General features: G+C 30.8%; 18 protein-coding genes. 13 read left to right on the top strand and 5 right to left on the bottom strand.

The window, feature by feature from the left end; all coding sequences use genetic code 11:
* Window positions 1-4: 4 nt before the first annotated feature.
* The 5 genes from SPJ17_RS06380 to rpmH all read right to left on the bottom strand — a co-directional run bounded on the left by SPJ17_RS06380 (window position 5) and on the right by rpmH (window position 3034).
* Window positions 5-766, bottom strand: coding sequence for a hypothetical protein (locus SPJ17_RS06380; RefSeq protein WP_321093762.1), 762 nt, complete (start codon window positions 764-766; stop codon window positions 5-7).
* Window positions 767-845: 79 nt separating this feature from the next.
* Window positions 846-1451, bottom strand: coding sequence for a R3H domain-containing nucleic acid-binding protein (locus SPJ17_RS06375; protein ID WP_321093759.1), 606 nt, complete (start codon window positions 1449-1451; stop codon window positions 846-848).
* A 10-nt stretch (window positions 1452-1461) separates the two neighbouring features.
* A complete protein-coding gene (locus SPJ17_RS06370; RefSeq protein ID WP_321093755.1) occupies window positions 1462-2457 on the bottom strand; it encodes a YidC/Oxa1 family membrane protein insertase in 996 nt (331 codons plus the stop codon).
* Complete coding sequence (gene rnpA / locus SPJ17_RS06365) at window positions 2450-2803, bottom strand: ribonuclease P protein component (RefSeq protein WP_321093753.1); 354 nt, start codon at window positions 2801-2803, stop codon at window positions 2450-2452. The genes SPJ17_RS06370 and rnpA overlap by 8 nt, the downstream gene beginning before the upstream one ends.
* A 96-nt stretch (window positions 2804-2899) precedes the next feature.
* Window positions 2900-3034: a 50S ribosomal protein L34 gene (gene rpmH, locus SPJ17_RS06360; protein ID WP_119016491.1), complete on the bottom strand. Its 135-nt coding sequence runs from the start codon at window positions 3032-3034 to the stop codon at window positions 2900-2902.
* A 350-nt stretch (window positions 3035-3384) separates the two neighbouring features.
* On the opposite strand from rpmH, the gene dnaA reads away from it, so the two are divergent.
* The 13 genes from dnaA to SPJ17_RS06295 all read left to right on the top strand — a co-directional run.
* Window positions 3385-4707: a chromosomal replication initiator protein DnaA gene (dnaA, locus tag SPJ17_RS06355; protein ID WP_321093745.1), complete on the top strand. Its 1323-nt coding sequence runs from the start codon at window positions 3385-3387 to the stop codon at window positions 4705-4707.
* Between the two features lie 134 nt (window positions 4708-4841).
* The gene (gene dnaN, locus SPJ17_RS06350; protein ID WP_321093743.1) at window positions 4842-5984 is read left to right on the top strand and encodes a DNA polymerase III subunit beta; all 1143 of its coding nucleotides are present in this window, start codon (window positions 4842-4844) and stop codon (window positions 5982-5984) included.
* 209 nt (window positions 5985-6193) lie between these two features.
* Window positions 6194-6400 (top strand): S4 domain-containing protein YaaA, encoded by a 207-nt coding sequence (yaaA, locus tag SPJ17_RS06345; protein ID WP_321093740.1) that lies wholly within the window; start codon window positions 6194-6196, stop codon window positions 6398-6400.
* Complete coding sequence (gene recF, locus SPJ17_RS06340) at window positions 6397-7437, top strand: DNA replication and repair protein RecF (protein ID WP_321093738.1); 1041 nt, start codon at window positions 6397-6399, stop codon at window positions 7435-7437. Before yaaA ends, recF begins: the two co-directional genes overlap by 4 nt.
* A gap of 1 nt (window position 7438) precedes the next feature.
* A complete protein-coding gene (gene gyrB / locus SPJ17_RS06335; RefSeq protein ID WP_321093735.1) occupies window positions 7439-9439 on the top strand; it encodes a DNA topoisomerase (ATP-hydrolyzing) subunit B in 2001 nt (666 codons plus the stop codon).
* 15 nt (window positions 9440-9454) lie between these two features.
* Window positions 9455-12001 (top strand): DNA gyrase subunit A, encoded by a 2547-nt coding sequence (gyrA, locus tag SPJ17_RS06330; RefSeq protein ID WP_321093734.1) that lies wholly within the window; start codon window positions 9455-9457, stop codon window positions 11999-12001.
* Window positions 12002-12393: 392 nt separating this feature from the next.
* Entirely contained in the window at window positions 12394-12651 is a 258-nt protein-coding gene (locus SPJ17_RS06325; RefSeq protein WP_321093732.1) for a type II toxin-antitoxin system Phd/YefM family antitoxin, read from the top strand.
* On the top strand, window positions 12641-12940 hold the full coding sequence (locus tag SPJ17_RS06320; RefSeq protein WP_321093730.1) for a type II toxin-antitoxin system RelE/ParE family toxin: 300 nt from the start codon (window positions 12641-12643) through the stop codon (window positions 12938-12940). The genes SPJ17_RS06325 and SPJ17_RS06320 overlap by 11 nt, the downstream gene beginning before the upstream one ends.
* Before the next feature lie 254 nt (window positions 12941-13194).
* On the top strand, window positions 13195-15510 hold the full coding sequence (locus SPJ17_RS06315) for a helicase C-terminal domain-containing protein (RefSeq protein WP_321093728.1): 2316 nt from the start codon (window positions 13195-13197) through the stop codon (window positions 15508-15510).
* Window positions 15511-15528: 18 nt separating this feature from the next.
* A complete protein-coding gene (gene pncB, locus SPJ17_RS06310; protein WP_321093727.1) occupies window positions 15529-16719 on the top strand; it encodes a nicotinate phosphoribosyltransferase in 1191 nt (396 codons plus the stop codon).
* 2 nt (window positions 16720-16721) lie between these two features.
* Window positions 16722-17237 carry an isochorismatase family cysteine hydrolase gene (locus tag SPJ17_RS06305; protein ID WP_321093725.1) on the top strand — a complete coding sequence of 172 codons (516 nt, stop codon included), beginning with the start codon at window positions 16722-16724 and terminating at the stop codon, window positions 17235-17237.
* Entirely contained in the window at window positions 17234-17752 is a 519-nt protein-coding gene (locus SPJ17_RS06300) for an adenylyltransferase/cytidyltransferase family protein (RefSeq protein WP_321093722.1), read from the top strand. Before SPJ17_RS06305 ends, SPJ17_RS06300 begins: the two co-directional genes overlap by 4 nt.
* Window positions 17752-19049: nitrilase-related carbon-nitrogen hydrolase (locus SPJ17_RS06295; protein ID WP_321093719.1), on the top strand; the 1298-nt coding region annotated here is incomplete at its 3' end. The genes SPJ17_RS06300 and SPJ17_RS06295, both read left to right, overlap by 1 nt.

The raw sequence follows: 19049 nt of genomic DNA, 5'->3' as shown, positions 1-19049 counted from the left end.
CCTCCTATCCAAGATAATAAATATGCTTAACTCCATTACCATCAAAATAATGATAATAGGATATATATGTTTCTGGTGAAACAATTAAATCATAAATGGAAGTAGTAGAAGAATCTCTATTTAAATTTCTTCCAATGTATGAAAAACCACTAGATATTAAATCTGAGCAGTATTTTGCGTTTGTTGTATTAAAGAAAAATGTAGAATTATAGGGATCATCAAGATAGGACATAATGACAGAAGTAACCATCTCGTATTCCTCCTCTGTCATATCAACTCTAAGTCCGATTACCGTATTGAAATACTTATTTGTCATCCAATCCTCTTTACTATAAATTTTAGCAGAATGGATTTCAAGTGTCTCTGTAGTTTCAATAGTTTTATCATCCTCGACCTTTACGCTATAATCCTGATAATCACCTACACAATATGCGGCGTGTCCACCAGCATAAAAGGTAATAATCTCATTTAAAATTGGTGCGATTGTCGTCTGTTCAGCACTTACAAGAATATCCCCCTTCCCACCTGGATAACAATCATGTGTCACAGGATTATAAACCATTGTTGGACTACCATCATATGAAATTTTATAATATTTGATTTTTTCCGTGGAAAGTTCTTCTTGATATACTCCCTTATTTATAAATTGATTTACTAAAATATCCTTTGAAATATGTTCTACAATAACACAGGTAGTAAATGTAAGGAATATAAAAAGAAGTATACTTCTTAATACAATCCAAGAAATTTTTAAAAATTTTCTCATAATAATATTTTACCACAAAAATAGAAAAATGAGAAAGAAAAAATTGTCAGTAAACTGACAATTTTATAACTATACACTATTACTTTGTTTTTGGCTTAACAACAATCGCTCTATTTTCGCCTTCGCCTTCAGATTCCGTATATACATCTCTCCAATCCGAAAGCTTTTCATGAATGATTCTACGCTCATATGAATTCATATGCTGAAGCTTAACAGCAACCTTAGTCTTTACAACCTCTTTTGCTGTTTTTGTAGCTAAAATTTCAAGCTGACGAGCTCTATTTGACTTATATCCACCAACATCTAAGGAAGTAATCACATGATCCTTAGAATAAATAGAAATCAAATTACGAAGTAAAATTTGTAATGCCTCTAAAGTTTTACCCTTTACTCCAATTAATAATGAATTCTCATAAGAATCAATCATATAATAAATTTGTTCTTCGCCATTAATGCTTCTAGCCTCAATTTGGTATCCAATTCCTAAAGCCTTTAAAATACCTTCTAGGTATTTTTTACCCTCAAGAGTTAGATTTAAATCAATTAAAGCCTCGCAATTAACACCTTCAGCAGTCTCACCAAGAACATTAATGTAAATTTTATCACTAGCAATATGTAATTTTTGTACTGCAGTTTCCATTGCTAAATCAGCACTTGGAGCAGTAAAATCAATTTTTTTCTGCATACCTTTTCACCTAGTCAATAATATTATTTGCTTTTTGAGCCTTTTCCCACTTATAAGCATTAATCCAACGACCTACCTGAGATTGGAATATCTGATAAATACTACCAATTAACCAATAAATACCTAAAGAAGTATTGGATAATGCCATAAAACCAAACATAACATTCATAATGATCATCATGTATTGCATTTGCTTACCTTGATCATTTTTCTTAAGTTTGTCTTGTGGATGAGTTTTTTGATACTTCTGAGGACGCTGACTAAGCTTTTGAGAAAGGATAGTCATACCAATGAATAATAAGGCAACAACGGCAGCAAATACCTTGTCATACCACATTGTTGCTTGGAAGAAGCTTGTGTTCATTTCGAATAAACCAAATACTTTAGTATTTGTTAATGCAAAAGCACCAGAATAAGTGTAGCTTACTGCATTATTCACTACAACAGTAGTTGTTGCATTAATTCTCTGAACAACCTCATACATAGCCATAAATATTGGGAACTGAAGAATCATTGTACCCATACAACCAAGAGGATTCATACCATACTTCTTATACAGCTTCATCATTTCTTGCTGCATCATCTGCTGGCTTCTTTGATCCTTACGGTTTGCATATTTTGCTTGAATTTTTAGCATTTCAGGCTGCATTAGCTGCATCTTTAAGGATGAGCTATTCTGCTTAGAATAAATAGGCCAAGCTAAGGTTCTTACAATTAATGTAGTAAATAAAATACCAAAGAAGTAAGAATTCCCCATTCCTTTACCAATTGTTGAGCAAAGCCAAGCAATTGGCCATGATAGAATATTGATTGGCCATGCCCATAGGGCAAACCAAAATCCCTTTCCACCATCCCATAAGTCAATCCATTCCTGTCCATAAGAAGTATATGCCTTTGGATACCAAACATTAGAATCCCATCTACAGCTTGTTAAACCTATAGCCAAAAATGCACAAAGAGCAATCAAAATTAATTTATGTCTATTCCTATAGAAAAAATTAACCATTTTTTTCTCCTTTTATTAATTTTTGTTTTCTAAATAGATATTCTAACTGCTTTCTTAGTTCAAGATAGGATAAATCCTTAATTGCAACTCTAGCAATGATAAAAACATCTGTAGAAGAATCCAAATCAATGTTGAGGTTATCTATAACTGCTGTTATAAGCCTTTTGATTCGGTTTCTTTCAACAGCATTACCTATTTTCTTTCCTACACTAATCGCATAACGGAAGTGGCCGGTTTCTGTATTTTCTTTTTTATATAAGGTTATATAAGGATTCGATTTATAATTCTTTTCCTTAATAATCTTTTCAATTTCTTCTGATTTTTTTACGCGATATTGTTTTTTCATAGAATATCTCCAAAATGAACAATAAAAAATACGACCAAAAATATTTTATTAATTGTTCTGGTCGTACTAGTTATGTCAATTATTAAAAATATGAAATTAAACTGTTAATTGTTTTCTGCCCTTTTTACGTCTAGCAGCTAAAATCTTTCTACCATTCTTAGTTGCCATTCTAGCGCGGAAACCATGAGTTACTTTTCTTTTTCTTTTATTAGGTTGATAAGTTCTTTTCATCTCATTTACCTGCCTTTCTTTAAGAAACCATGCTATCTCATTCTATCAAAATACACCTATGATGTCAACAATTATTTATTTTTTTATACCTTTAAAATATTCCATTACTTTTTTTTATGAAAATGTGATGTAATTGTGGATAATTTTTCCACATTTTAATTTTTTTGTGTATAAGTATATAATTTTAAAAAATGGCTTACCTAAAATAAATATTTAAAAAAAGTTTTCCACATTTTACTATTTATGATATGAAACAACCTATAGAGTTTTCCACATTTTTTGTGAATAACTTTTTATTGAAATGCCCTTGTTTTATGATACACTAATAGCCGAGAATAGCAGGTGATACTATGCAGGAATACCAAGCATTATGGAATTCCGTTAGAGACGAACTAAAAAATATACTAGCACCTTCTACCTTTGAGGAGACTTTTGAAAATGTTAGACGTACAGCGAAGGAAGAAAATGGGCTCATATACATTGTTTGTCCGAATTCGGTAACCAAATTTAAAATCAATCAGGTTTACTATCCAAATATTCAAAGCATATTGAGAAAAATTACCACAAGACAGGTAAAATTTAAATTTGTTTTGGAAAATGAAATTGTAGAAAAGAAGCAAGATTCTGCCGATACACCAAAAATATCCGTAAACAATTTAAATTTAAATTATACCTTTGAATCCTTTGTCGTAGGAGAATCAAATAAAAGAAGCTGGTTGACCGCAACTAAGGTTGCTGAAACCCCAGGATTCTTTGTAAATCCTTTATATATATTTGGTTCCGTAGGACTAGGTAAGACCCATCTAATGCAGGCGATTGGTAATTTCATTTCAGAAATGCACATTGAATTTAAAATTCTATATATTCAGGCACAGGAATATTTTTCTGATTACACAAAGGCTTGTGCGAATAATAATTTCCAAGAATTTGAAAAGAAATACTCAAATATCGATTGTTTATTAGTTGATGATATTCAAATGCTTGAAAAAAAGAATTCTACACAGGAACAATTCTTTAATTTATTTAATGAAATGATCAACAATAAAAAACAAGTGGTCATAACATCCGATAGACCAGCATCTAAGCTTAATGGATTTATGGATCGTTTAACCTCTAGATTTCAAATGGGAATTGTCGTTGATATTAATCAACCAGATTTTAACCAAAGAGTATCTATTTTAAAGAAAAAAGCAGAGGAAATGACATCTAAAACGATTCATGATGATGTTTTAACCTTTATTGCTGAAAACTTTACCGATAACGTTAGAGATCTTGAGGGCGCATTAAATAGAGTTATTCGTATGTCTGAGCTATTTAATACAGAGCCTACATTACAATTTGCTAAAGATGAGCTTCAAATTCTAATTAAGGTTAAAAAGCCTAAAGAGGATAATAATTACGAAAATGCATTATCTGTAGTTGCAGATATGTATCAAATACCACAAGCGGATATGCTAGGTAAATCTAGACAAGAAAAATATGTTACTCCACGTCATATATCAATGTATGTTTTGAAAAGTAAGTATGACCTTACCTATCAGCAAATTGCAGCCATTTTCTCATGTCATCATACCTCTGTAATGAGTGGTGTTGCAAAAATAGAAAAGGATATCAATGAAAACAAGGAATTAAGGCTTGCTATAGAAACTGTTTTAAAAAAGATTGGTGGATAATTCTTCATTTTCCACATTCCTTATGGTATAATAAATCTTGATTATATAAGGGTTTTTAGAGTTTTCCACAAACCCACATTACATTATTATAATTATTATATAAAACATAAATACATTTTTACGAGGAGACCAATATGAACATTTCAATTGACCGCGAAATCTTACTTGAAAATTTAAACACTATCGCAAGAGGCTTACCCGTAAGAAGCCCTATGCCTATATTAACAGGAATTAAGCTTTATGCTACAGATACAGATTTATATATGACTTCTTCGAATTCGGATATCAGCGTTGAGGTTGTTATTAACGATCAATCCTTAAATATCCAAGAGCCTGGTCAAACTGTAGTACCAGGAAAGGTATTTATTGATATCATTCGTAAGATTAATTCCAAAAAAATAAATCTATATGTATCGGATGACAAGGTTTTAGTTATTAAGGCAGACCGTGGTGAATATAAGCTACAGATTATGGATGCTGTAGATTATCCAAAGATTGATTTCGTATTACATGAAAATCCATTAACAATTGATGCAGATGTATTAAAGGGAGTTATTAAAGAAACGGTCTTTGCTACTGCAACAAGTGAAAAGAAGCCTATATTAACTGGTGTTAATTTAAAGAACTTGGGTGGTAAATTAATTGCTACTGCTACCGATTCCTTTAGATTAAGCCAAAAGGTAGTATCTATTGATCCTGAATATAAGGATTTCAACATTACAGTGCCTAATAAGAGCTTTGATGAATTATTAAAGACGATCGACCAATACTCTGAAAGAATTACATTATATTTTGGAACAAACAAATTATTAGTTTCATTTAAGAATATTTCTTTCCAAACAAGATTATTAGATGGTAATTATCCGGATACATCAAGATTAATTCCAGCGGATTTCCCAATCGTTTTAAAATTCAACAAGGATGAGCTTGTTGAGGCTGTAGAAAGAGTATCCTTATTATCTCCTAGAGATAAGGCATCGGATAGAGAAATCACATATTCTATTATCAAGCTTTCTATCAAAAAGGATAGAATCATCGAAATATCTACAACAAACGCATCTGTAGGTGATGCTAAGGAAGAATTAATTCCTACATCTATAGATTCAACAAATCCTATTACCATTGGATTCTCGAGTAGATATTTAATTGAAGCTTTAAGAAGCTTCATTTCAACTGAGGTATCCTTAAATCTATCTGGAGCGATTCGTCCATTTATCATTCGTGGCGATAGAGATGCAAATCTAACACAACTAATCTTACCAGTAAATATGGAATAATTTAGACACCTTCGGGTGTCTTTTTTTCTTGTTTTCTTTTTATTTTTCTAAAATATATCCTTAAAATCGTTATATTTTTAACTATAAATGAATTTTTGTTATTTTACTTAATATTTACCTCACAAAATAAAAAAATCAAAAATAAGCCAAATTTCTTGAAAAATTTTTACCTATATGATATAATCATATAGAAAGAAAAGGTAGAAATTATGAAAAATGTTAGCATAAAAACAGAATATATAGAGCTGCAGCAGCTTCTTAAAATGGAAAATTATATTTCTTCTGGAGGGCAGGCAAAATATTTTCTTTTAGAGAATAAGGTATTTGTCAATGGCGAAGAAGAAAATAGAAGAGGTAGGAAGCTTAGGGTAGGAGATATCATTTTAATTGATAAAGAAGAATACAAAATTGTATGATATCTAAAATAAAGCTAAAGAGCTTTCGATTATTTGATTCCCTAGACCTAGATGTTTCTAATCCATTAGTTATCCTTAGTGGAAAAAATGCCACAGGAAAAACTTCTATTTTAGAGGCTCTTTATTTATGCTCAACAGGTAAAAGTCATAGAACGAATGATTTATCTACCTTAATACGTAAGGACGATCCCTTTAGTATTGTTGAAGTGAAAGGGGATAAGCAATTTAAATATGTTATATCTAAGGATTCCAAAAGCTTATTTATTAATAAAAATGAAATTAAAAAAATAAGTGATTTTGTAGGTAATCTTCCTGAGGTTTTATATTCACCAGATGATATAAGTTTAATTAAGGGCTCTAAGCTAGATAAAAGAAGATTCCTAGATATAGAAATATCCTTATTAGATAAAATTTATTTAAGAAATTTAAATGCATATAGAAAAATACTTGCGGAAAGAAATGAAATTCTAAAGCAAAATACTATTGATTTTAATTTGTTAAATGTCATAAATGAAAGATTAAGTGAATATATAAAAGCAATTTATAATAGAAGAATTTTATTCTTAGATAGAATGAATGAATTATTAAAGGATATTACTTTAAATTTAAATAGTGAAAATATTCGTTTAATTTATAAATCTACTTATAATCCTAACGATGTATTGGATTCTATAAAAAAACACGAAAAAAGCGATTTATTTATGAAATCTACAGGTATTGGATCCCATAGAGATGAATTTATTATTGAAATGAATCAATTAGATGCAAAAGAATATGCATCTGAGGGTCAATCGAGATTGATTTGTATTGCAATAAAATTAGCCTTAATGGAATATATCAAGGAAGTAAGTAAAAAGGATGTTATCTTACTTTTAGATGATGTATTTGCGGCATTAGATAAAACAAGAATAGAAAAGCTTGTTGGTTATATTCATAATTCCTATCAAGCATTTATTACTACGACATCCGTTTTAGAAATACCTGATGAGCTATTAAAAAATGCTTTAGTTATTAGATTAGAAAAAAAGGAGAGATAACATGGAAGAAAACAATGTTAAAAAAGAAATTGAAGAATTAACTGGTGATAATCCAAATAGTGAAAACTATGGTGCGGATAAAATCAAGATTCTAAAGGGCCTAGAGCCAGTAAGAGAAAGACCAGGTATGTATATTGGTTCTACTGGTGAAACTGGATTACATCATTTAGTTTGGGAAATTGCAGATAACTCTGTAGATGAGGCACTAGCTGGCTATGCATCTCATATTAAGGTTGAAATACTACCAGATAATGTAATTCAGGTTACTGATGATGGACGTGGTATGCCTATTGATATTCACCCAGAAACAAAAAGACCAGCACTAGAGGCTATTTTTACAGTTCTTCATGCAGGTGGTAAATTTGATGATGGTGCATACAAGGTATCTGGTGGATTACATGGTGTAGGTGCATCTGTAGTTAATGCATTATCCGAATGGCTAGAAGTAACTGTAATGCGTAATGGAAAGCAATATACAGAAAGATTTGAGCGTGGTCTTGTTGTAGAGGATTTATATGAGCATGATACATCAGATCATACAGGTACTATTGTTACATTTAAGCCAGATTATGAAATGTTCCATGAAACTCTTGTATTCAATTATGAAACGATAAGAAAGAGAATGCAGGAAACTGCATATCTAAACAGTATTTTAACGATTACGGTTGAGGATAGAAGAGATAGTTCTAATATTATTTCCAATACGTATCATTACGAGGGTGGTGTAAAGGAATATGTAACCTTCCTAACTGGTCAAAAGACAACCCTAAATAAGGATATTATTTATAATAATTCTATCGGTTCTTATAAGGAATTAAATAGCGAGGGTAATGAAGTTACAAGAGATGTTATTATTGAAATTGCAATGCAATATAATGAATCCTATAATACGACAATTTATTCCTTTGTTAATAATGTTAATACACATGAAGGAGGACATCATGAAGAGGGCTTCAAGATGGCCTTAGCAAGAGTATTAAAGAAATATGCAGAAGATAATAAGATGCTAAAGAAGGATGAAGAATTAACAAGAGAGGATACTTTAGAGGGTATTGTTGCAGTTATTTCTATTAAGCATCCAAACCCAGAATTTGAAGGACAAACAAAGGCAAAGCTTGGTAACCCTGAGGTAAGAGGATTAGTTTCAAAGGCTTGGGGTGAAACTCTAGAAAGATATATGGCAGAGCATCCAGCGGATGCAAAGACGATTATTGAAAAGTGCCTACTTGCATCTCGTGCAAGAATTAATGCAAGAAAGGCAAGAGAAGCAACAAGAAGAAAATCGCCTTTAGATAATTTAATGCTATCCTCAAAGCTTGCGGATTGTAGATGTAAGGACCCTGAAAAATGCGAAATGTATTTGGTCGAGGGAGATTCTGCGGGAGGTTCTGCAAAATCGGGTAGAAACTCAAATTACCAAGCAATTCTACCACTTCGTGGTAAAGTTTTAAATGTTCAAAAGGTACAGCTTGCAAGAGCTTTAGAAAATCAAGAAATCCAAACAATGATTCGTGCGATTGGTACAGGTATTGGTGAGGAATTTGATATTACTAAGGCGAGATATCATAAGATTATTATTATGAGCGATGCCGATGTCGACGGTGAGCATATTTGTATTTTATTATTAACCTTCTTCCATCGCTTTATGAAGGGCTTAATTGAGGCTGGATATATTTATGTAGCTAAACCACCACTATATAGAATTCAATATGCAAAACAAATGGATTATGTATATTCTGATGAAGATTTAGAGACATTAAAGAAGACAAAATATCAAGGCAAGAAATATGATGTACAAAGATACAAAGGTCTAGGTGAAATGGATGCTGAGCAATTATGGGATACAACGATGGACCCAAGATATAGAACCTTAGTAAGAGTACATTTAGAGGATGCTGTAGAAGCAGATAGAATATTTGAAGAATTAATGGGTGAAGAGGTTGATCCACGTAAGGTATTCATTCAAGAAAATGCCCATTTTGCAGACAACTTGGATATTTAAGGATGGTGATTCAAAATGGCTATGAATGAAAAAGATATTGAATTTGAAAAGGCTCTTGAGGAAAGAAAAGATGAAGCCGTTGAATTGTTAGATGTGAATTCTAAAATGAAGAAATCCTTCTTAAATTATGCGATGAGTGTTATCATCGCAAGAGCATTACCCGATGCAAGAGATGGATTAAAGCCCGTTCAAAGAAGAATTCTATATGGAATGAATGAGCTTAAAATATTTTCTAATGTACAGCATAAAAAATCTGCTCGTATCGTCGGTGATGTAATGGGTAAGTATCACCCACATGGTGACTCATCTATTTATGAAGCTATGGTACGTATGGCACAGGATTTTAGCTATAGATATCCTTTAGTTGATGGACATGGTAACTTTGGTAACATCGATGGTGATGGTGCTGCAGCCATGCGTTATACTGAGGCAAGATTATCAAAAATTGCTATGGAAATGCTAAGAGATATCGATAAGAACACTGTGGATTTTGCTGAAAACTACGATGCAACTGAAATTGAGCCAGTATTACTTCCTGCAAGATTTCCAAACCTACTTGTCAATGGTACAACAGGTATCGCTGTAGGTATGGCAACAAATATTCCACCACACAATTTAGGTGAGGTTATTGATGGATGCATTGCATTAATAAGAAATCCTGAATTAACAAGCTTAGAATTAATGGAATATGTAAAGGGTCCAGATTTCCCTACAGGTGGATTAATTTTAGGTAAGGAAGGCTTAATTGATGCTTATACAAAGGGCTTAGGTTCGATTACAATTCGTTCTAAAGCTCATATTGATACATTCGATAATGGCAAGGCTGAAATTGTTGTTACAGAGATTCCTTATGGAATTAATAAAACAAGAATTGTTCAAAGAATTGCCGAGGTTGCTAAGGATAAAATTATCGATGGAATTATCGATTTAAGAGATGAATCCTCTATGGCAGGCTTAAGAATTGTCATTGAGCTTAGAAGAGATGTAAACCCAGAGGTTATCTTAAATATGCTATATAAATACACACCACTTCAATCCTCCTATGGTATGAATATGGTATGTATTGTAGATAACAGACCTGTAAATATTACATTACATGATGCATTAGATGTATATTTAAAGCATCAATTAAATGTTATTACAAGAAGAACACAATACGATTTAGATAAGGCATTAGATAGAATTCATATTCTAGATGGTTTATTAATTGCACAGGATAATATTGATGAGGTTATTCATTTAATTAGAAATACCAAGGATGGTACAGAAAAAGAAAAATTAATGAACAGGTTCAATTTAGATGATGCACAAGCACAGGCTATCTTAGATATGAGGCTTCAAAGAATTTCAGGTCTTAACTACACTAAGCTTAAAGAAGAGCGTGATAGCTTATTAAAGGCTGCAGATGAATATAGAGAAATTCTAGCATCACCTGAAAAGAAGAATGAATTATTAATATCTGAAATGGAAGAAATTAAAAATAAATATGCAGATCAAAGAATAAGTGAGCTTGCCCTTAATACAGCATTGAATATTTCTAATGAGGATTTAATTGAAAAGGAAGATGTTATCATTACATTAACAACCAAGGGTTATGTAAAGAGAATGAAGCAAAGTGAATACCGTGCTCAATCTAGAGGTGGTGTTGGTGTATCTGGTATGAAAACTCATGCCGATGATGATGTTAATATGATTATTCCTACATTTACTCATAATTATTTGATGTTCTTTACAAATAAGGGTAGAGTATATTCCATGAAGGCCTATAATATCCCAGAGGGTTCTAGAACAGCAAAGGGTACTCCTATTGTAAATTTATTACCACTCCAGGAGAATGAGCATGTTCAAACCATTACGCAGGTAGAAGAAATTAATGATGATTTATATCTATTCTTCGTTACAAAGCGTGGTACAGTAAAGAGAACACAAATGAAGGAATTTGCAAATATTCGTTCTACAGGTATTATCGCAATTACCTTAGACGAGCACGATGAATTATTTAGAGTTTATCTAATTAAGGGGAATGAATCCATCGTGCTTGGTGCATCGAATGGTAAGGCAATACGATTTGCTGCAGAAGAAATCAGATCCATTGGTAGAAGTGGTGCTGGTGTACGTGGTATGCTTCTAGGTGAGGAAGATGAAATTGTAGGCTGTGCTATCGTAAAATCTGAAGAGGATTCTATTTTAGTTGTATCAAAGAAGGGGTATGGTAAGAGAACCGCTGCAGATGAATATAGATTACAGGGTAGAGGTGGTTCTGGTGTTAAGACTATGAACGTAACCGAAAAGAACGGTAATTTAGTTTGTCTTGCAGGTGTAACAGAGGATGACGACTTAATCATCACAACCGATAGAGGTGTAGTCATTCGTATGCACTGTGATACTATTTCTCAAACAAAACGTGCAACTCAGGGTGTTAAATTAATTTCTATTCGTGACAATCAAGCTATTTCTACAATTGCCGTTGTAGAAAAGGAAGATGAAGAATTAGAAGAAATAGAAAATAAAGAAGATGTAGTAACTGAAGTACTTAATGAGAATCCAGAAGTAAATGAATAAGAATTAGGGGCTGTAAAAAAATAAATTTCAGCAATGAGATTTAGAGCTTACAGCTCTTTTCTTTTTGCCCAAAGACTTAAATAATAAAAAAATACCCAATTTTGGGCATACTTAAAAGGAAAACCGTAGTTTTCAAAATTTTTTCAGCTTATTTTATTAATAACACAAATCTGTTCTTTTTTCTTTCATATGATATTTCAATCAATTATATCTCAAAAGAAAACCTCGAAAAAGGGATTTATTTACTGTAATGCATGTTCCCTTTAGAATGGCATAATTTTGGCATTTTTTTACATGAATTAAAAAATTAGGAAACACAAATATTATACGAATAATGTTGAAAAAATAAACATAATTATGCTATAATTATGTCAAAGAAAGAAGGTACTGTTATGCAAATAATTCCAATAAAAGATTTAAGAGATACAAATAAAATATCAGATTTATGTAAGGAAAGCAATGAACCAATTTTTATTACTAAAAATGGGTATGGTGATATGGTTATTATGAGTATAAAAACATATGAAGAAAAATTAGAAAGAATTGAAATGTATGAATCTATACTTAATGGTCTTACAAATTTAGAAGAAGGCAAATTAAAAGATGGTCCATGTGTATTAAAGGAGTTAAAAGCTAAATATGATTTGTAATTATGAATTTACAAAATTAGCTATTAATGACATTGATGAAACATTAAATTATATTACAAATAACCTTTGCAATAAAAAAGCAGCAGTAGATTTGATGAAAGCTATCGAAAAAAGCATTTATAATATTTGTATGTTTCCAAAGGCATATCCTGATTGTAAATATTATTATATTAATGATGAAAATATTAGACATGCTATGATTAACAATTACATTTTGGTTTTTAAGATTTATGAAACAAAGATAGTTTTTCTTAGATTTAAATATTCAAAACAAAATAAAGTATTATAAGATCAAGTGTTATGTTACACTTGATTTTTTTGAGGTAACTTTATTCCATTTCGTTACTATCTAACATACAATTAAAAACAACCAACAGTTGATTTTTATTCAAACAATATTAAAGTCAATATAAAAATGAACACTAAGTAAAAAAATGCTTTGGTGTTTTTATTTTAATGAAAGTGTTTGCGATAACGTATTTCTTTATAGATTAAAAAGTTTTTTTCTATTATAATAGAAATTAACTATAGGAGTGACGATTCATGCACAAAATTGCTATTAAGGAGCTTGCTTATTTTATTTGCGCAAGTGGTAATCTTACAAATGAATATTTCTCCAACAAGGATTTAAGAATGGGCACGAAATGCCATGATTATCTTCAAAGTAAATATAACGAGAATTCTATTTCTGAGGTGTATATAAAGGAAAAGATTACTTATATGCAAGAGGAATATCTACTTCATGGCTTTATGGATGGAGTATTAGATATTCATGGTGAAAAAATAATAGAAGAAATTAAATCCACTGCAGAGGATTTAGATTTCATTACAGAGGAATATCATAAGGAGCATTTAGCTCAGCTAAAGCTTTATGCTTATTTATATTCTATACAAAACAATATGGAATTAATGCATATAAGATTAACTTATATATCTATTGTTGATTATGAAACCAAAAGCTTTGATTCCTTAATTCGTCAAGAAGAATTAGAAAATTTCTTCTTTAAGGTATTAGAAGAATATATTCGCTTCATAAAAATGATGAATCATGCAGAAAGCATAAAAGAAAAAACGATAGAGGAAATGGAATTTCCTTTTAAAGAAAAAAGACATGGCCAAAAGGAATTAATGAAGGCTGTATATGATACTTTAAATAATGAAGACATTCTATATGCTATTGCGCCAACAGGAATAGGTAAAACGATGGCTACTATGTTTTCTGGATTAAAAGCGTTAAAAAAGAATGATAAATTATTCTATTTAACAGCGAAGGGATCAGGTAAAAATGCACCACTAGATGCAATTAAATTATTATCGAAAAATGGATTAAAGATTAAAACTATCGATATTACAGCTAAGAATAAAATATGCAATAAGGGAAGTAAAAGCTGTACACCTGAGGAGTGTCCATTCGCATTAGGCTATTTTGATAGACTAAAGGATGCTACTATAGAAATCTTTGATGAATATGATATTTATGATATGGATACCATATTAAAAATAGCCAATAAGCATAATATATGTGCATTTGAATTCTCATTATATTTATCTTATTTTTGTGATGTAATTATTGCGGATTATAATTATGGTTTTGATCCACATGCACATTTAATAAGATATTTTGATGATGATACCTATAATCCTAAAATTTTAGTCGATGAGGCACATAATTTAATTCAAAGATCTAAGGATATGTATTCAGCAAAAATTACAACAGAGGATTTAAGGATTTTAAGAAGAAGCCTAACCGGCTTAAAGCCTAGTATAAGAAGTGATGCGAATAAATCGATTGAAGCATTAGAAAAATATATGGATTTATTAACAGAGAATGCTTTAATTTGTCAAAATACAATGGATTTAGATTTTAACACCTTCCTAAAGAATTTATCGAATAAATGTGATGAATGCTTTAAGGAGAATAAAAAGATAAAGAATAAGGATGATGCAATAGAGATATATTATAAAATATTAAGCTTTTTAAATGTTGCAGATATTTATGGGGAAAATCATAAAACAATTATTAAGCTTGATGATGATATTATATCTATAGAATATTATTGCTTAGACGCATCAAAATATATATTAGAAACAATAAAATCTTCCATGCATGGAATTGTATTCTTTTCTGCAACCCTATATCCTTTAGAATACCATTCGAATTTAATTACCCATGGAGAAGGGAAATATATAGAATTACAAAGCCCCTTTGATCCTTTGAATTTAGATATCATTATAAATAATAAAATATCTACAAAATATAAAAATAGAATCAATACCGTTGATGAAATCATAGAAACTATAGATTCTATTGCAAGTGTTAAGCCAGGAAATTATATTGTATTCTTTCCATCCTACCAATATATGAATATGGTAATCGATTCTATAAATGATTCAGATTATGAAATTATTATTCAAAAGAATTCAATGAAGGATAAGGAAAAGAATGAGATTATAGATAAATTTAAAAATACAAAGAATACCAAATTTGGATTCTTTGTAATGGGTGGAGCCTTCAGTGAGGGAATCGATTTAATTGGAGATGCACTAAATGGAGTTATTGTTGTAGGAGTAGGACTTCCTATGGTATGTAGTGAAAATGATATTTTGAAGGATCATTTCCAATTAGAATATGGTAAAGGCTTTGAATATGCATACCAATACCCAGGCTTTACTAAGGTCATTCAGGCCGTAGGTAGAGTTATAAGAGATAAGATGGATAAGGGTATTGCCATATTGATGGATGAAAGATTTACCTATTCTTCCTATTTAGCTTTATTTCCGCCACATTGGAAGAATAAAAAGGTTATTACAAACACTTACTTATTGAAAAAAGAACTATTCAGTTTTTATAATAAATAAATACGAGGAGAAAATACTATGAAGCTAGAACCGATTGTTACATCATTATTAGATACAGACTTATATAAATTTAATATGAATCAGGTTATTTTCCATAAGCATACCAATTTAAATGGAGTTTATCATTTTAAATGTAGAAATGAAGAAGTAGTGTTTACAAAAGAAATGCTAGATGAAATCAATGAGCAAATTGATTATCTATGTAAGCTAACATTTAAAGAGGATGAGCTTAATTATTTAAGAAGCATTCGTTTTATTAAAAATGACTATGTTGAATTCTTAAGATTATGGCATCCTATCCGTGATTATGTAACTACAAGTTTAGATAATGGTACTTTAAAGCTTATTGTCTCTGGTCCATTATTTAGTGCAATGCAATTTGAAATCTATCTTTTAGAAATTATTAATGAGGTATATTTTAGATTTCAATATGATTACAATGAATTATTAGCTTCTGCTAAGGAAAGATTAGCAAAGAAGATTGAATTCTTTAACACAGGCAAATACACCTTCAAATGGGCTGAATTTGGTTGTAGAAGAAGATTATCTAAGGAATTTGAGGGTTATGCCTTAAAGGAATTAAAGGATAAAACAAAGAATATGGTTGGTACATCCAATGTATATTATGCATATAAATATAATTTAACTCCAATTGGAACCTATGCACATGAATATGTTCAAATGTTCCAAGGAATTGATTCTATACCTTTAGCATATACAAATTATTATGCAATGAAGGATTGGTATACAGAATATGAAGGAGATAATGGTACAGCCCTTACAGATACCGTTACTACAGATTTATTCCTAAAGGATTTCAATAGATCTATGGTAAATAACTATAGTGGTGTAAGACACGATAGTGGAGATCCATATGTATGGGGAGAAAAGATGTTAGCACATTATAGGAAATTTGGCGTAGACCCTAAGACAAAAACGCTACTATTCTCGGATTCCTTAAATTTTGATAAGGCACAGGAAATTTATGAATATTTCAAGGATAAATGTAGGGTATCCTTTGGTATTGGTACCTTTGTAACAAACGATACAAAGGTTGATGCCTTAAATATCGTAATTAAGCTACAATATGTAAATGGTAGACCAGTAGCTAAGATTTCTGATGCGCCAACAAAGTCCATGTGTGATGATGAAAAGTATTTTGAATATTTACAAGATGCAGTAAAATTCAGACTTGAAAGAGAGAAATAATTATGGATGTTTTAATTGTTGTTGACATGCAAAATGATTTTGTTACAGGCGCCTTAGGATCTTCTCTTGCACAAAAAATCGTTATACCCCTAAAGGAATATTTAAATAGCCTTAAGGAAGATACTTATGTCATTTTAACAAGAGATACACACGATGAATCTTATATGGAATCAAACGAAGGATTACATTTGCCTATTCCTCACTGTTTGTTTAATACATGGGGCTGGCAAATTGTGGATGAGCTAAAGGACTTTAAATATAATAGAATTATAAATAAACCAAATTTTGGTATTGGTAGTGGAACCTGGAGAAATATATTAAAGGATATTGATGTTAAATCCATTACCTTAGTTGGTCTTTGTACAGATATTTGTGTAATATCGAATGCATTATCCTTAAAGATTGCATATCCAGAAATCCCTGTAAGGGTAATTGAAAGATTATGTATGGGAGTTACAAAAAAATCCCACGAGGATGCAATTGCTACAATGAAAATGTGTCAGGTAGATATAATATGAAGCAATATAAATTAGGACTAGTTTTAGGTAGATTTCAAGGAGTTCACATTGGCCATGAATCTATAATTGAGCATGCCTTAGCCTTATGTGATAAGGTATTAGTATTCATTGGTTCAAGTGATAAGGAAGGAACAAAGGAAAATCCTTTTCCTTATTCTATAAGATATAATATGTTACATGATATTTATAAGGATTCTATTTCTATATTTCCTTTACCGGATTTAGGTGTTGGAAATGTACCGAAATGGGGAGATTATGTCATTGAAAACGCAGTTAAGGTATTGGGTATGCCAGATTTAATTCTTTATGGTGAGGAGCCAAAATTAAACACATGGTATAAGAATTATAGTGAGATATCCTATATGAGTGTAGATAGAAAGCTTATACCTATTAATGGTACTACCCTAAGATCCTTTATAAGAAAGAACAAAAAAGAGGAATTTGAAAAATATACAAATCCTCTCATTCATAAATATTTTGATGGGCTAAGAAAATATTTATTGGAGGTGGAATAATGCTAAAGGAATATGGTTATATCAGAGTTGGTGCAATTGTAAATGAAATACATTTATGTGATCCTATCTGGAATGCATTAGAAATCATAAGAAACTTAAAAATTGCAGAGGAAAAGGGTGTAGAAATTGTAACTACACCAGAATTATCCTTAACTGGCTATACAGCACAGGATATGTTTTTAAATGATGATTTATATCAAGGAGTATTAAAGGCAATAGAAATGCTAAAGGAGTATTCAAAAAATTCCTCCTTAGTATTTATTGTAGGTGCTCCAATTAAGGTATTTCATTCATTATATAATTGCGCATTATCCTTCTATAAGGGAAGTATTATAGGTATTACACCTAAAACCTATATCCCTAATTATAATGAATTCTATGAAGCAAGATGGTTTAAATCTGCAAATGATTTAAAGGTTAATGAAATTAATCTTTTCGGTGAGAATGTTAAAATATCCAATATGCTATGCTATCAATGCGATAATTATGATGTATCCTATGCAATAGATATTTGTGAGGATTTATGGGTGGCGAATACGCCATCGAATTTCACATCCTTAAACGGTGCTACAATTATCTTTAATTTATCTAGCTCAAATGAAACGATAGGTAAGGTATCCTATAGAAGAAAATTAGTTTCCATGCAGGCAGCAAAAACATTATCTGCATATGTATATGCATCTAGTGGAATTAGTGAATCTACCTCAGATATTTTATTCTCTGGTCATGCACTTATTGCAGAACCAGACGGAACTATGGTAGAAAATGAAAGATTTAAATTTGAATCGAATATGATATTCCAGGATGTTGATATTCAAAAAATAAAAAATGATAGAGTAAAACAAAATTCCTATGAAAAAATGGATTTTGGTATTACTTTTCCAAAAACCTATTTTAGTCTTGCAACACATAAGAATGAATTATTAAGAGTATATAATAAAAAGCCATTCCTATCTCATACAAAGGAAGGCTTAGAGGAAATCTTAAACATTCAATCCTATGCTTTAGCAAAAAGAGTAAAGCATTTAGGTAATTCTAAGATGGTTATTGGTATATCTGGTGGTGCAGATTCTACCCTTGCCTTCTTAATTACTATGAGAGTATGCAACATCTTAAATTTAGATAAAAAGAATGTTATTGCAATTACTATGCCTGGCTTTGGCACGAGTGGTAGAACCTATAATAATTCTAAGACTTTGATTCAATCCTATGGTGCAGATTTTAGAGAAATATCCATAAAGGATGCATGTATTCAGCATTTTAAGGATATTCATCATAAGGATGGTGTATTTGATAT

Source organism: Anaeroplasma sp. (assembly GCF_034179385.1).
GTDB lineage: Bacteria > Bacillota_I > Bacilli_A > Acholeplasmatales > Anaeroplasmataceae > Anaeroplasma.
The sequence above is the reverse complement of the archived record's forward strand: the minus strand, read 5'-3'. Positions and strand labels throughout refer to the sequence as shown.

Excerpts from the sequence above, each read along its gene's own strand:
- SPJ17_RS06380 (WP_321093762.1), bottom strand. The coding sequence starts at position 766 with ATGAGAAAATTTTTAAAAATTTCTTGGATTGTATTAAGAAGTATACTT.
- SPJ17_RS06325 (WP_321093732.1), top strand. The coding sequence starts at position 12,394 with ATGCAAATAATTCCAATAAAAGATTTAAGAGATACAAATAAAATATCA.
- yaaA (WP_321093740.1), top strand. The coding sequence starts at position 6,194 with ATGAAAAATGTTAGCATAAAAACAGAATATATAGAGCTGCAGCAGCTT.
- pncB (WP_321093727.1), top strand. The coding sequence starts at position 15,529 with ATGAAGCTAGAACCGATTGTTACATCATTATTAGATACAGACTTATAT.
- rpmH (WP_119016491.1), bottom strand. The coding sequence starts at position 3,034 with ATGAAAAGAACTTATCAACCTAATAAAAGAAAAAGAAAAGTAACTCAT.
- dnaA (WP_321093745.1), top strand. The coding sequence starts at position 3,385 with ATGCAGGAATACCAAGCATTATGGAATTCCGTTAGAGACGAACTAAAA.
- gyrB (WP_321093735.1), top strand. The coding sequence starts at position 7,439 with ATGGAAGAAAACAATGTTAAAAAAGAAATTGAAGAATTAACTGGTGAT.
- SPJ17_RS06320 (WP_321093730.1), top strand. The coding sequence starts at position 12,641 with ATGATTTGTAATTATGAATTTACAAAATTAGCTATTAATGACATTGAT.
- recF (WP_321093738.1), top strand. The coding sequence starts at position 6,397 with ATGATATCTAAAATAAAGCTAAAGAGCTTTCGATTATTTGATTCCCTA.
- SPJ17_RS06305 (WP_321093725.1), top strand. The coding sequence starts at position 16,722 with ATGGATGTTTTAATTGTTGTTGACATGCAAAATGATTTTGTTACAGGC.
- SPJ17_RS06370 (WP_321093755.1), bottom strand. The coding sequence starts at position 2,457 with ATGGTTAATTTTTTCTATAGGAATAGACATAAATTAATTTTGATTGCT.
- SPJ17_RS06315 (WP_321093728.1), top strand. The coding sequence starts at position 13,195 with ATGCACAAAATTGCTATTAAGGAGCTTGCTTATTTTATTTGCGCAAGT.
- SPJ17_RS06375 (WP_321093759.1), bottom strand. The coding sequence starts at position 1,451 with ATGCAGAAAAAAATTGATTTTACTGCTCCAAGTGCTGATTTAGCAATG.
- rnpA (WP_321093753.1), bottom strand. The coding sequence starts at position 2,803 with ATGAAAAAACAATATCGCGTAAAAAAATCAGAAGAAATTGAAAAGATT.
- SPJ17_RS06300 (WP_321093722.1), top strand. The coding sequence starts at position 17,234 with ATGAAGCAATATAAATTAGGACTAGTTTTAGGTAGATTTCAAGGAGTT.
- gyrA (WP_321093734.1), top strand. The coding sequence starts at position 9,455 with ATGGCTATGAATGAAAAAGATATTGAATTTGAAAAGGCTCTTGAGGAA.
- dnaN (WP_321093743.1), top strand. The coding sequence starts at position 4,842 with ATGAACATTTCAATTGACCGCGAAATCTTACTTGAAAATTTAAACACT.